Source organism: Paraburkholderia sp. DD10, from assembly GCF_049177125.1.
Classification (GTDB): Bacteria; Pseudomonadota; Gammaproteobacteria; order Burkholderiales; family Burkholderiaceae; genus Paraburkholderia; species Paraburkholderia terricola.
On the sequence record NZ_CP185392.1, the window covers coordinates 236,446 to 250,106 of the forward strand.

Sequence of the window (13,661 nt, forward strand, 5' to 3'; positions counted from 1 at the left end):
GGCATTCCTTAGCTGCAGCTACCCGCGCCGCTCATGCCGCTCGCTCCGCAAGCCGTCATGCCATGACCGCTATATTCCTGGATCCACTCGATGGTCGGACCGTACTTGAACAATTCCGCATGCGGCGGCTCAGGCGGCTGGGCCGGCAGCGACGGGTTCTTTTTGCGCAGTTCCGGCCAGGTTTGCTCGGCGAACACTTCGCGCGCACGCAGCCATACGCTCTTGCCGCGGTTGCGGCCGTCGGTGCTGAAGCGCTCCGCATTGATCGGCGTGGCGCAGCAGCCTTGCGTGGCGCAGGCATTCGCGCCCGGCGCTTCCTGCTCGTGTCCCGTGCCATACAGGCCGCAACCACCTTGACCGGCGCAAGCGTTCTGCACGCGGCAGGTGTGATCCGATATCAGCGGCGAGGCCGGGTCAGCGAAGTTGAATTCCAGCGCGGTAGAGCAATAGCCTTGGCCGGCGCATTCGTTATCGCGGCTGCGGCCTTGTCCCTTGCATTGGTTCAGTCCCATGCATGCGTGCCGCACCTCGCCAGCCAGTAGTACGCCGGGCGCGGGCGGCAGTTCCGTGAACATCGGAATGCCCTGATATTGACTGACGTCGCAGCCAGGCGTGCCCAATGTCGGTTGATCGGGCGGCGTCTGCCATAGGCCGCTCACCTCCGGCAAGGAAGGGATCATCTCGACGAAATATTGCGCGTCGCTGCTGTACCAGGACTCGCTGCCGTATTTGGCGTTCATGCCGTTGCACATGGCGACCAGGGTAGCGAAGGCCTGGTGGCGCGGGCCCAGATTGATGTTTTCGAAAGTGGGCGCCAACTGGAGGGTACTCGGGTAGCCATCGGTGCCGTACAAGGAGACTTTCCGCATGGCCTGGATCATCTTGTCGAGGATCCAGATCATCGATCGGTGCAGCGTCTGGTTGAAATACAGCTTTTGCTGACTCGGTTCGATGAGGAAGATGCTCTCGGTCATGATCAGCATGTACTGGTACAGGCCGCTGACGATGTCGGCGAGTTCGCGGCGTCCGGGCGGGTAGGCGGCGGCAACCGGGTTGTCGGGAAAATCGAACATGATTCTCGCCAGTTCTTCCCGGCTGAACTGACGTGCCGCCGCGGGCGGCGGGGGCGGCATGTTCCGCAACTTCTCGTCCTTGGGATCGTAGCCGGCCAGTTGCGATTGCAGCGTCAGGAATTTGTAGTAATGCGAGAGTTCGTGGTGTGACAGATCGTCGAACTTGTGAGGGCCGAAGCCCTCGCCTTCCGCGTCGATCGTCTGGATCGCCTGCATGGCGTTTTCGCGCGAGGCAATCGTCATCAGCGCGCTGCGGCTCGCATGGCTATCGCCGCGGCTCGCATAGGCGGCCGTGGCGGCCGCCGAGCCGTTGACCGGCGCCGGTACCGGGCAGCCGTAATTGAAGCCGGCAGTCGGATACACCGAGTCGATGTTGTTGGGCGAATAGTTGGACGGCTGGATCTGGGCTGGCGCGCGGCCCGCCTTGAAGTCGTCGTCGGTGATGTGGCGCGAGCTGATGATGCAGCGCAGAAACGAATATATCTGGCCGATCGTCTGCCAATTATTCAGCTCAGGCGGGGCGTCCGCCGCTGCGGGGTATTCGATTTCGAGGAACTGCCATAACTGCTCGGACGAGAACTTGGCCAGCGGAAGGGCCATCGGCTTGCTGTCCGGCCCGAGCCTCGCATGACCGGGCAGATCGGTCGGATACGGCGAGGGCGAGCGCAAATAGAGCTGGGGCTGCACGCCGAGCGAAAACAGCATGTTGGACGACAAGGACAAGTGAAGCATTTCCTCGACAGCCACGCTCATCATGATGCCCCCCGCCTGATCGGCGAAGCGGGACAGATCGGTCGCCGGGAATCCTTGAGGGGTACGGTTGATCGAGTAATAAGCGAAGAGATAGAGCGGCACCGTTGCCAGTTCGATCTCGACGGCGGTCTGCAATCCGTCGCGCAATTCCGTCAATGCGCGGGCGCGATCCCAATGCTCGTCGATATGGCGCACCAGGCGTTGCTCTGCTTCGGTGAGGGGGCGGACGGGAAGACCTGCGTTTCTGGAATCGTGCTCGGACATGTTCGTTTTTCCTGATCGGGCGGTCACGAAGATTTCTTCGTCGACGTGTTGACCGTCACATGGGGGAGGGACACGGGGCCGCCACGTACTCGTAGCAGCAGCGCGATGGTCTGACTGGTTTGCGCCCGCCAGGTGAAGTCGTAGCGGGTGACATTGCTGACTGTCGTTCGAAGCCGATAGTGCTGAGCGCACCGATTCCGTTGGCGATGGAAATCCCCGTGCATTTGCCCACCATAAAGGCTGGTTACCGGTGTTGGATTGAATGATCTGGAGCCAAGCCGCACACTCACGGCCATTTCCATTCCACTCGTTACAGGGATAAAAATGTAGCTATCAATATTGATAGGTAGCTGTACCGGGAGGCGATTATCACGGCCTCGCGCAGACGCTAGTGCGTTGCATCAATCGGTTGAATGCGCCTGACGTGTTTGTGCCCGTCTATCGCGGATCCTGTTGGCAAGAATGTATTTGCACGCCGACCTGAAGTTTCGGCCTACCATGGTTGGCACAGGATGCTGTGCTCCGTTAAACGCAACGGCGCCAGCAAGGGCGCTCGTCGGTTCGGCAGCGTGCGCAGCGCAGCATGCCGATCGGACGGGAAGCAAGGAGCGGTCACGATGCGCACACCAAGCGTGAGCCGGGGACGGCGCGATTTTCTTCGCAGGTCGGCTGCGGTGCCGTCCACGTTGCTGCTGTTGGCCCTCGGAAAGGCAAACCATGGCCGGGCCGAGGAAGTGTCAGCGACACCCGCCTGCACCGACGGACAGGAACCGACCCGGCGGCAGACGGCAGGTCCGTTCTTCCTGCCGCACTCGCCGCAACGCGTATCGCTGCTCGAACCCGGCATCAATGGAACAAAGATCGTCCTGACCGGACGGGTGTGGTCGACACGATGCAGGGCGGTGTCCGGGGCGTTGCTCGATTTCTGGCACGCGAATGACGCCGGGGAGTACGACGTCGACGGGTTCCGGCTGCGCGGCCATCAATTCGCCGACAACGAGGGACGCTACCGCCTCGAGACCATCGTGCCGGGGCTCTATCCGGGACGCACACGACACTTCCATGTGACGGTGCAGCCGCCCAACGGGCCGATGCTCACCACCCAACTGTACTTTCCCGGCGAGCGGCGCAATGCTCGCGATTCCCTGTTCGATGGCCGGCTGCTGATGACGATCGACGACGACGGCGAGCGAAAGTCGGCCCGGTTCGATTTCGTGCTCGCGTTCACCTAGCGCAAGCCGTCGTGAAGCCGCGGCGCGTTGAGAGTCGAGGCTTTCTGCGCTGCCATCGATCGACGTTGCGCAGCGGCGGCGCGGATGCGCTCCGCGGTGAGCGCGTCCAGCGGCGTGTACACGAGCATGCTGAGGTCCGGCCGACCATCGACAGCGAACAGCGAATACTCCATCTCGATGGACCCAAGCGAGGGATGCAGCAGGCGCTTCACGTTCTCGCCATCCCCGTGGCTCAGCACCTGGTTTTCGCGCCACATGCGGTCGAAGTCGGGGTTGGCGCGGCGCAGATCGTCCACGAGATCGCCCACTTCAGAAGCGAGCCCCGCGCGCGCCACGTCCGCGCGGAATGTCCCCACGACGAAGCGCGCGACGCTCTCCCAGTCGTGCTGTTTCGCGCGAACGGCCGGGTCGCCGAACAGAAAGCGCAAGATGTTGCGCTGGCCGGCCGGCAGGGTGCTGTAGTCGGTGAGCACGACGGCCGCGGCTTGATTCCACGCCACCACGTCCCAGGTCGCGGTCTTGACGATCGACGGGCTGGCGTCGAGCGAATCGAGCACGCGCTGCAACCGTGGGTTCACGCCATCGACGGACCGGTAGCGCACTTCCGGCGGCCGCCCGAGGCCCAGCATGAAGAGGTGTTCACGCTCGGCATCCGTCAGCATCAGCGCTGCGCAGATGCGCTCCAGCACCACCGCCGAAGGCGCGCCGCCGCGGCCCTGTTCGAGCCAGGTGTACCAGGTGGAACTGATGTTGGCGCGCTGAGCCACTTCTTCGCGGCGCAGTCCGGGCGTGCGCCTGCGGCCCGAGAAGCCGAAGCTGGCCGGATCGAGCCGCGTGCGACGGCTGCGCAAAAAGTCCCCGAGCGTTTGGGCGGCGTTCACTGACATGCTGAGCCTGTTAGTCGTTTTACCGGGATAACGTCACTACTTCAACAGGATAGCGGATGATCGCATAGTGCCGGGGTGATTAACCCAAGGAGACTTCACGATGCGTATCTTCCTGACGGGCGCAACGGGCTTCATCGGCTCGGCTCTGGTGCCCGAACTCATCGAAGCCGGTCATCAGGTGATCGGCATGACACGATCCGATGCGGGCGCGCAAGCGCTGAACGCGGCGGGCGCCGAAGTCCATCGCGGCACGCTTGAAGACACCGACAGCCTGCGCAGCGGCGCCGCGAAGGCGGACGCCGTCATCCACCTCGCGTTCGACCACGACTTCTCGCACTTCGTGGACAACTGCGCGAAGGACAAGCGCGCGATCGAGGCTCTCGGCTCGGCGCTGGCCGGCTCCGATCGTCCGCTGCTCGTCACCTCGGGCACGGGCGCTGGCAGCCGCGGCGACGGGCAACCCGCGACCGAGGACGTGTTCAACACCGCGCACCCGAATCCGCGCCTCGCCAGCGAGCTGGCCAGCAATGCGCTGCTGGAGGCAGGCGTCAACGTCTCGGTGATGCGCCTGCCGCAAGTGCATAACCCGTTCCGCCAGGGCCTCATCACGCCCCTCATCCAGATCGTGCGCGAGAAAGGCGTGTGCGCCTACGTGGAGGAGGGCCGTAACCGCTGGCCCGCGGGGCATCTGTCGGACGTCGTGCGGCTATACCGGCTCGCGATCGAGAAGGGAGAACGCGGTGCGCGCTATCACGCGGTCGGCGAAGAAGGCGTGAGCGCCCGCGAGATTGCCGAGGCGTTAGGGCGCGGCCTCAAGATGCCGGTCGTGTCGATCGCGCGCGAGCAAGTGCAGGCGCACTTCGGATGGATGGCGATGTTCGCGGCACTCGATATGCCGGCGTCGAGTGCGCAGACACAAGCGCGTTTGGGCTGGCAACCGACAGGCCCGACGCTCATCTCCGATCTCAACGAAGCGCGTTACGTCGAAGTGTTGACGTAGCCTCGGCCATCGCTGTCGGCCCGGACTGCCGCAACCTGGCATTCGGCGCCGCGCTTCGCTCACGTCTGCTCGAAGCCGCTCCCTATCACGCACGCTCCGACATATAGCGCGCGGGCGGGGAGCCAAGGTTTTTGCGGAACATCGAGACGCAGCTGCTTGCGCTTTCATAGCCGAGGTCGTCGGCCACCTGCTGCACGATGCCCCCGCGCCCAGCCATCTCACGGCCAGCATGAGCGGTAGCTGCTGTCGCCAGCGGCCGAAGCTCATGCCCGTTTGACGGGTGAGCACGCGCGCCAGCGTGCGCTCGCTCATACCTACTCGCCGCGCTCGGCGGGACTGGCCGTGAAGGCGGCAGTTTCGCCATGGTTCCAGTGGATCGTTCCGGCGACTGCCAAAGGCAAGCCGGCCACCCTCGAATCAAGCCTTCAACGGCAACCAGATCTCGAGCCCACCCATTCCACTGACCGGATCGAACTTCTCGTCATAGCGCTCGAAGTTCGGCGCATCGGCGGGAATATGTCCCGATGCCGGCAGCCACTGATTCCAGATCGTGTTCCAGGTGCGCCGCACCGTCGAGATATGCTCGCGGTGGCTGAACACCGCATAGCGCTGCGCGGCAATGCGCAAGCGGCTCATCTCCGCAGGCAGCGCCGAAAAGTCGTTCACTTCGACACCGCACAAATAGTCGATGTTGCCGGCGTCGTCGGCGTTGTAGCAGACGCCATACGCCACGTTGCCAACCTGTCCCGGCACTTTGCCGAACCAGTCGTTAAAGCGCTGCCACTGCGACGGAATCGCGGCGGAGGTTTCGCTCGTATACCGTTCGCTGAGGCCCGCGACGAGAAACGCTTTGCCGTCTTCAAAGCGCGGCGGTTCCAGATGGGTGAGAAGGGTTTCGTCCATTTTGATCGGCTCCACGATGACGATAGTGTCGAGATGACCACGCGCGCGCAGCGCTTCGGGTGTGATGCCGAATTGCTCGCGAAACGCACGCGTGAATGCTTCGTGAGAACCGTAACCGGCGTCGAGGGCAACCGCCAGGATGTCGGGTGCGCCGCTGGCGAGGCGGCGCGCCGCTTCGCTCAAACGGCGCGCGCGAACGTAGCGCATGACCGAAAGCCCCGTAGCCGCTTCAAAAGCGCGCGCCAGATGAAAGCGCGACACGCATCCGCAGTTGGCGATATCGTCGAGCGTCAACTCGCCGGCAAAGTGGCTTTCGATAAACCAGAGCGCCTTTCCAACGGGGTTCATATCGGGTCTCAAGTCAGCACGAAGCCAGCATAGCCAGCCGCGAACCGGCCCATTTGATCGCGCTTGCGGTTTTACGGCAAACCTCGATCTTGAGCCGCCGCGGCGGGCATGAGCCTTGGTCGCGCAACACTGCGAACCGCCGCAGACGGGTCAGTAGTTTTCCGTCGCCGCCTCGTTGCCGGTCGCGCGACGCTGTTCCGACGCCGCTGCATCATGCGCGTGCGCATCGGCCCCGCCCTGTTGCCCCGGACGCAACAGCAAGCCACCGAGCACGCCCGCCGCCGCCGCGAAAATCGCACCGAACAGAAACGCCACGTGATAGCCGCTGTTGAGCGCCGCGATGGCGCTGCCGGAAGCCAGCATCGCGTCGCTGCGCGCGGCGGCGAGACTGGCGAGCACCGCGAGACCGAGCGCCCCGCCCATCATGAACGACGTATTGACGATGCCGGACGCAAGGCCCGAATCCCCCGGATCGACGTCGCTCATCGCGGCCAGCAACATCGGATTGAAGGCGATGCCCGCGCCGAAGCCGAGCAGGACCATGCCGGGCAAGACGTCGACCACGAAACTGCCATTGACCGGTGCGCGCGCGAACAGCGCGAGCCCCAGCGCGGCGACCAGCAGACCGACGGCAAGCGGAACACGCAGCCCGAAACGCATCACCACGCGCGCCGACAGCCCCAGCGAAAAGAACGCCATGATCAGATTGGCGGGCAGGAACGCGAGCCCGACCTGCAACGGCCGGTAGCCGAGCACGCGTTGCAGATACAGTGCGGAGATGAAGAACCACGCGAACATGGCCGCGGCCCACAGCACGCCCACCACATTCGCGGTCGCCACGTTGCGCAGGCGGAACAGCCCGAGCGGCATCAACGGATGCTGGACGCGCGCCTCGATAACGAGAAACGCGCCGAGCAGCGCGAGTGCGGCGAACAGCAAGCCGAGCGTTTGCGCCGAGGTCCAGCCGGCCTCGTTGCCGTTCACGACCGCATAGACGGCCAGCATCAGCGAGGCGGTGACCGTCACGGCGCCGGCCACGTCGAGCCGCTCGCCGTGAGCATGGCCGCGCGCGGACGGCAGCAGCGCGACGCAAAGCGCATAGACGGCGATGCCGATCGGCAGATTGACGAGAAAGATCCAGTGCCAGCTCAGCAGGTTGGTGAGCAGGCCGCCGAGCAATACGCCGATGCTGCCGCCGCCCGCGCACACGAAGCCGTACACGCCCATTGCCTTGGCGCGCTCGCCGGGTTCGGTGAACAGATTCATGATGAGCGACAGCGAAACAGCGGAGACGATCGCGCCGCCCAAGCCCTGCACGGCGCGCGCGCATACCAGCAGGATTTGCGAGTTCGCGATGCCGCAGGCGAGCGACGCCACCGTGAACAGCGTGATGCCGCCGAGGAACAGCTTGCGGTGGCCGTACAGGTCGCCGAGCCGTCCGCCCAGCAGCAGACAGCCGCCGAACGTGAGCATGTACGCGTTGACCACCCACACCAGCGAGGTTTCGGTAAAGCGGAGATCCGCCGCGATCGACGGCAACGCGACGTTCACGATCGTGGTGTCGAGCACGATCATCAGCACGCCGAGGCAGAGAACGATCAGCGCCAGCCAGCGTTTGTTGCCGTGGATGGAATGGGTCATGCAGTGCGCTCCTTTGCATCAATCGATCGGTTGCCGCTCCGCTTCCTGCCGCCGTTCGGCGCGATCTTGCCGGCCTGGTTGGCGAAGCGGTTGGCAAAGCGGTTTGCAACCCGTTGATGGCAATGAATTTTCGAGTCTAGCACCCGCGACTTTTGGGGTACAACTACGAGTTCCTGGGCGGGCACGCCGCTCAATCTCCGCCGACGATTTCGTACTTGCCGCCGCGCTCCAGCGCCCGTTGATAAGCCGGCCGCGCATGAATGCGCTTCAGAAAGTCGGCGATCGCGGGAAGCTTGTTTTCCATGCCGCCGCGCGCGGTGGCGGCTTCGAGCGGAAAGCTCATCTGCACGTCGGCCGCTGTGAAAGCGTTGCCGACAAACCAGCCGGTCGCGCTCAGTTCCTTGTCGATATAGCCGAGGTGCAGCTTCAACTGCGGATCGACAAAGCTCGATTGCAGCGTGGCGGCAATCTTGCGCGCGATCGGCTTGGCGAAGAACGGCATCGGCGCACCGGCGAAACGCAGCGCAATCAGCTTCAGCAGCAACGGCGGCATGGCCGAGCCTTCCGCGTAGTGCAGCCAGTAGGTGTAACGCGGCCGCTCCGGCGTGCCCATTGCAGGCGCGAAACGCCCTTGGCCGTATTTGTCGATCAGATACTCGATGATCGCGCCCGACTCGGCGAGGGTCTGCCCGTCGTCGGTCATCACGGGCGACTTGCCGAGCGGATGCACCGCGCGCAATTCGGGCGGCGCCAGCATCGTTTTCGGATCGCGCTGGTAGCGCTTGATCTCGTAGGGCACGCCGAGTTCTTCGAGCAGCCACAACACGCGTTGCGAGCGCGAGTTGTTCAGGTGATGGACGGTCAGCATGGGCGAGGGAAGTTGGCCTGTGAAGTGCCACATCATAGAGATGTTGCGCCGAGGCGTGGCTCTAGCCGCCCCTCTACTTCAACGAACGCAACTCGAAGCGCTTGAGCTTGCCGGTTTCCGTGCGCGGCAGCGAGTCGACGAACACGATTTCACGCGGATATTTATACGGCGCCACGCTGTTTTTCACGAAGTTCTGCAGTTGCGCGATCAGTTGGTCGTTGGGTTCATGACCTGGATTGAGCACGACGAAGGCCTTGACGATCTGCCCGCGTGTTTCGTGCGGCGCGCCGACCACGCCGCATTCGGCGACCGCCTCGTGTTGCAGCAGCACGCTTTCCACTTCGGGGCCGGAGATGTTGTAGCCGGCCGAGACGATCATGTCGTCGGCGCGCGCCTGATAGAACACGTAGCCGTCCTCGTCCAGATAGACGGAATCGCCCGGCAGGTTCCAGCCGTCGCGCACGAACTTCACTTGCCGTTCGTCGGCGAGGTAGCGGCAGCCGGTCGGACCGCGCACCGCGAGCTTGCCGATCGTGCCAGGCGGAACCGGCTGCATGGCGTCGTCCACGGCTTGCACGACGTAACCCGGCACCGCGCGCCCGATGGCGTGCGGGCGAATCGCGTCATCGGCCGCCGAGATGAAGATATGAATCAGCTCGGTGCCGCCGATGCCGTCGATCATCTCGATGCCTGTCGCGTCGTGCCACAGGCGACGCGTGGAGTCGGGCAACGCTTCGCCCGCCGACACCGTCTTTTGCAGGCTCGGCACGTCGTGGCGCGCGACGAGCGGCGCCATTTGCCGGTAGAAGGTCGGCGCGGTGAACATGATGGTCGCGTGAAAGCGTTCGACGGTGTCCAGCAAGGTCTCGGGCGTGAGCTTCTCGATCAGCACCGTGGATGCGCCCACGCGCAGCGGAAAACACAACAGGCCGCCCAGGCCGAACGTGAACGCGAGCGGTGGCGTGCCGCAAAAAACGTCACTGGACGACGGTTTCAACACATGGCGCGGGAACAGATCGCACATGGCCAGTACGTCGCGATGAAAGTGCATGCAGCCTTTCGGCGCGCCGGTCGTGCCGCTGGTGAAGGCGATCAGGCAGACGTCGTCGGCGGCGGTGTCGCACGCGGCGAAGCGGTCCGGTTTGTTGATCGCGAGCGTGTCGATCGACTCGGCGTCGTCGTCGTGAAACAGGCGCGTTTGCTTCAGACCGGCGCAGTAGAACTCGTTCTGAGGATCGTTGCAGCGCGCCAGTTCCGCGATCAGACGGGCGTCGCATAATGCCGCGCTCACCTGCGCTTTCTCGATGATCTGCTTCAGTTCCTTGGCGCGCAAAAGCGGCATGGTCGGCACGAGAACGAGTCCGGCTTTCAGCGCCGCCAGCGCTATCACCGCCATGTTCAGGCTGTTCGGTCCACGCAGCAGCACCCGGTTGCCAGGCTGCAAGCCCATTTCGTCGACCAGCACGTGCGCGCTGCGATTAACCAATGCAAGCAGTTCGCCGTAGGTGGTGGCGCGTGGTTCGCCGTCCACATCGGACCAGATCGCCGGATGGTCGCGATGACCCGCTTCGATGGTTCGGTCCAGCAACTCCGTCGCGCAGTTAAAGCGCGACGGGTACGCGACGTCCGGGTTGTCGAGAAGCAGGACAGGCCATTGATCCTGCGGCGGAAGATTGTCGCGCGCGAAGGTGTCGACGTGTGCTGACGGTTCCATCATCCTCTCCCCCGGCGTCGAGCCGGCTGCATTGCGGTTGGCTTGCTGTATTTATCGTGGAATCACTGCTGCGGAATCACCGCGGTCGCTTCGATTTCCACCTTCGCTTCGTCCTCGATCAACGCAACGACCTGCACCGCGCTCATCGCGATGTCGTAGTCGCCGATCAGCTCGCGAAACCCGCGGCCGATATCTCTGAGCGAGGCCAGGTATTCGCGCTTGTCGGTGACATACCAGGTGAGACGCACCAGATCGCGCGGTTCGCCGCCCGCTTCGCGCAGCACGGCCACGACGTTTTTCAGCGCCTGAATGGCTTGGGCGGCGAAGTCGGTGGTCTGGAAACGCGCCTGTTCATCCCAGCCGATCTGGCCGGCAATGAACACCTGCGTGCCGGTGGCCGCGACGCCGTTCGCATAGCCGCGCGGCTTGATCCAACCGTTGGGGAGAAGAGCTTTTTTCATGAGCGATGCGTCTCGATGGATTCGGCTTGTGGGGCGAACGTCGCGAGCGCGCTCGCGATGTCCACGGGAATTTCAATCGACTGTCCGCTTTCGATCGACGTGGTGACGAGCACCTGTTTGGCGCGAAAGCGGGTTTCGCCGCAGCAATGACCGACGATCTCGATGCTGATCGAGCGCCGTCCAATCGCGACGACACCGAGCGTCAACGTGATCGTCTCGCCCATCTGGCTCGGCCGCGAAAACTCGCAGTCGAGCTTGACGATCGGCAGGCCGACGCGGCGCTGCGCGATCATCTGCGCGTAGTCGATATGCAGGCCTTCGTTGAACCAGTCTTCGACCAACGCGTTGGTCATCACCAGATATTGCGGAAAGAACACGAGGCCCGCGGGGTCGCAGTGCGAGAAGCGAATGCGTACCTGCCTGTCGAACGAAGGCGTGCTCATTTCGCGTTGCCCCCGATCGCGGCCGCGTGCGCTTTCAGCAAATCGCGCCCCACGATCAATTGCTGCACTTCGGTCGCGCCTTCATAAATGCGCAGCGCGCGAATCTCGCGATACAGCATTTCGACGGCCGTGCCGCTTTGCACGCCCATGCCGCCAAAAAGCTGCACGGCGGCGTCGATCACCTGTTGCGCGCCTTCGCTGGCATGCCACTTCGCCATCGCCGCTTCACGCGTGACGCTTTCGCCCTGGTCGCGCAGCCAGGCGGCGCGATAAACCAGTAGCGCGCTGCTGTCGATGGTCAACGCCATCTGCGCGAGCTTCGCCTGCGTCAGTTGAAAATCGCCGAGCGTCTGGCCGAACATCTTGCGCGACGCGGCGCGCGCGAGACCTTCCGCCATCGCGTGACGCGCGAATCCGAGCGACGCGGCCGCCACCGACGTGCGGAAAATATCCAGCGTGCGCATCGCGAGCTTGAAGCCTTCGCCGGGTGCGCCGAGCATCTGGCTGCGCGGCACGCGCGCGCCCGCAAAATGCAGGCGTGCGAGCGGATGCGGCGCGATCACGTCGATGCGTTCGGCAATTTCAAGCCCCGGCGTATCCGCGTCGACGATGAATGCCGTGATGCCGCGCGCGCCCGGCGCTTCGCCGGTTCTGGCGAACACGACGTAAAAGTCGGCGATGCCGCCGTTGGAGATCCACGTCTTGTCGCCGTCGAGCACATAGGCGTCGCCGTCTTCGCGAGCGGCGAGCGTCATGGCGGCGACGTCCGATCCCGCTTCCGGCTCCGACAACGCAAACGCGGCAATGGCCGTGCCGTTGGCGACGCGCGGCAGGTAACGCGCCTTCTGCTCGTGCGTGCCGCCGAGCGAGATCGCGCCGGAGCCGAGCCCTTGCATGGCGAGCGCGAAGTCCGCGAGGCCGGAATGCTTGGCGAGCGTTTCGCGCAGCAGGCAAACGGCGCGCGTGTCGATCGTGTCGCCGTGACCGCCGTAAGCGACACCGCCCACGCCGTATTTCAGCCAGCCCGCCGCGCCGAGTTCGCGCACCAGACGACGGCAGGTCGCATCGACGTCCTTATGCCCGCCGTCGTGCGAAAGATTCGCGCGGCACCATGCCTCGATACCCGCCGCGAGTTCGCGGTGGCGTGGCTCGAAGAACGGCCAGGCCAGCGCGCCATGCAGATCCACATCGCTGTTGGCGTTCAACTCAGTCTCCCTCGAACACGGGCCGCGACTTCGCGGCGAATGCCTTGTACGCCCGTTCGAAATCGCGTGTGCTCATGCAGATGGCCTGTGCTTGCGCTTCGGACTCGATCGCTTCGTCGATGCTCATGCTCCATTCCTGATGCAGCATCTTCTTCGTGATGCCGTGCGCGAAAGTCGGGCCGGCGACGAGATCGGCGGCGAGCTTGTGCGCTTCCTCGAGGAGCGCCGCGGGGTCGCACAGGCGGTTATAGAAGCCCCATGCGTGGCCTTCGTCGCCGCTTGCGGAGCGTCCGGTGAAGAGCAATTCGGCGGCGCGCCCCTGCCCGATGATGCGCGGCAGAATTGCGCAAGCGCCCATATCGCAGCCCGCCAGGCCGACGCGCGAGAACAGAAACGCGAGCTTGCTGCGCGCGGTGCCGAGCCGCATGTCGGACGCCATGGCGAGAATCGCGCCCGCGCCGGCGCAAACGCCGTCGACGGCGGCGATCACCGGTTGCGGACAGTGGCGCATGGCCTTGACCAGGTCGCCGGTCATGCGCGTGAAGAGCAGCAGTTCCGGCATCGGCAAATCGATCAGCGGCGCGATGATGTCGTGCACGTCGCCACCGGAGCAGAAGTTGTCTCCCGCGCCGTGAATCACGACGGCCTTGATGTCGGTGGCATACGCGAGTTGCCGGAACAGATCGCGCAACTCCGCGTACGATTCGAACGTTAGCGGGTTCTTGCGCTCCGGGCGGTTCAGCGTGATCGTCGCGACCTTGCCGGCGACCGACCAGCCGAAGTGTCGCGCCTCGTAGCTGGCGAGCGTCAGGCGGTTGCCGTCCAGCAGCGCGTGGGCGTTGGATCGTGTCATGAGCGCTCCATGCAGG

The 13,661-nt window shown here is 64.3% G+C and carries 13 protein-coding genes; 2 read left to right on the plus strand and 11 right to left on the minus strand.

Annotated features, from left to right (window positions below):
• Positions 1–8 precede the first annotated feature (8 nt).
• Together ACOCG7_RS01165 and ACOCG7_RS01170 are read right to left on the minus strand one after the other, a co-directional pair.
• Entirely contained in the window at positions 9–2,090 is a 2,082-nt protein-coding gene (locus ACOCG7_RS01165; protein ID WP_421376512.1) for a ferritin-like domain-containing protein, read from the minus strand.
• Positions 2,091–2,113: 23 nt separating this feature from the next.
• Positions 2,114–2,392 (minus strand): hypothetical protein, encoded by a 279-nt coding sequence (locus ACOCG7_RS01170; RefSeq protein ID WP_421376514.1) that lies wholly within the window; start codon positions 2,390–2,392, stop codon positions 2,114–2,116.
• Between the two features lie 372 nt (positions 2,393–2,764).
• Here ACOCG7_RS01170 and ACOCG7_RS01175 point away from each other — a divergent pair, with 372 nt between their 5' ends.
• Positions 2,765–3,322 (plus strand): intradiol ring-cleavage dioxygenase, encoded by a 558-nt coding sequence (locus ACOCG7_RS01175; RefSeq protein WP_421376516.1) that lies wholly within the window; start codon positions 2,765–2,767, stop codon positions 3,320–3,322.
• Here the strand turns inward: ACOCG7_RS01175 and ACOCG7_RS01180 are convergent.
• Positions 3,319–4,209 (minus strand): helix-turn-helix transcriptional regulator, encoded by an 891-nt coding sequence (locus tag ACOCG7_RS01180; protein WP_421376518.1) that lies wholly within the window; start codon positions 4,207–4,209, stop codon positions 3,319–3,321. The two genes, ACOCG7_RS01175 and ACOCG7_RS01180, sit on opposite strands and share 4 nt — an antisense overlap.
• A 100-nt stretch (positions 4,210–4,309) precedes the next feature.
• Here ACOCG7_RS01180 and ACOCG7_RS01185 point away from each other — a divergent pair, with 100 nt between their 5' ends.
• Positions 4,310–5,209: an SDR family oxidoreductase gene (locus tag ACOCG7_RS01185; protein ID WP_421376520.1), complete on the plus strand. Its 900-nt coding sequence runs from the start codon at positions 4,310–4,312 to the stop codon at positions 5,207–5,209.
• A gap of 417 nt (positions 5,210–5,626) precedes the next feature.
• On the opposite strand, the gene ACOCG7_RS01190 is transcribed toward ACOCG7_RS01185, so the two are convergent.
• From ACOCG7_RS01190 to ACOCG7_RS01225, 8 genes are all read right to left on the minus strand, one after another.
• Positions 5,627–6,460, minus strand: a complete 834-nt coding sequence (locus ACOCG7_RS01190; protein WP_114164007.1) for an AraC family transcriptional regulator — start codon at positions 6,458–6,460, stop codon at positions 5,627–5,629.
• A gap of 150 nt (positions 6,461–6,610) precedes the next feature.
• The gene (locus tag ACOCG7_RS01195; protein WP_421376522.1) at positions 6,611–8,101 is read right to left on the minus strand and encodes a DHA2 family efflux MFS transporter permease subunit; all 1,491 of its coding nucleotides are present in this window, start codon (positions 8,099–8,101) and stop codon (positions 6,611–6,613) included.
• Positions 8,102–8,291: 190 nt separating this feature from the next.
• Positions 8,292–8,969, minus strand: a complete 678-nt coding sequence (locus tag ACOCG7_RS01200; protein ID WP_421376524.1) for a glutathione S-transferase family protein — start codon at positions 8,967–8,969, stop codon at positions 8,292–8,294.
• A gap of 73 nt (positions 8,970–9,042) precedes the next feature.
• On the minus strand, positions 9,043–10,683 hold the full coding sequence (locus tag ACOCG7_RS01205) for an AMP-binding protein (RefSeq protein WP_421376526.1): 1,641 nt from the start codon (positions 10,681–10,683) through the stop codon (positions 9,043–9,045).
• Positions 10,684–10,745: 62 nt separating this feature from the next.
• Positions 10,746–11,144, minus strand: coding sequence for a RidA family protein (locus tag ACOCG7_RS01210; RefSeq protein WP_073432892.1), 399 nt, complete (start codon positions 11,142–11,144; stop codon positions 10,746–10,748).
• Entirely contained in the window at positions 11,141–11,587 is a 447-nt protein-coding gene (locus tag ACOCG7_RS01215; RefSeq protein ID WP_421376529.1) for an acyl-CoA thioesterase, read from the minus strand. Before ACOCG7_RS01215 ends, ACOCG7_RS01210 begins: the two co-directional genes overlap by 4 nt.
• Positions 11,584–12,792 (minus strand): acyl-CoA dehydrogenase family protein, encoded by a 1,209-nt coding sequence (locus ACOCG7_RS01220; RefSeq protein ID WP_421376531.1) that lies wholly within the window; start codon positions 12,790–12,792, stop codon positions 11,584–11,586. Before ACOCG7_RS01220 ends, ACOCG7_RS01215 begins: the two co-directional genes overlap by 4 nt.
• A 1-nt stretch (position 12,793) precedes the next feature.
• Entirely contained in the window at positions 12,794–13,645 is an 852-nt protein-coding gene (locus tag ACOCG7_RS01225) for an enoyl-CoA hydratase family protein (protein ID WP_083081993.1), read from the minus strand.
• Positions 13,646–13,661 lie beyond the last annotated feature (16 nt).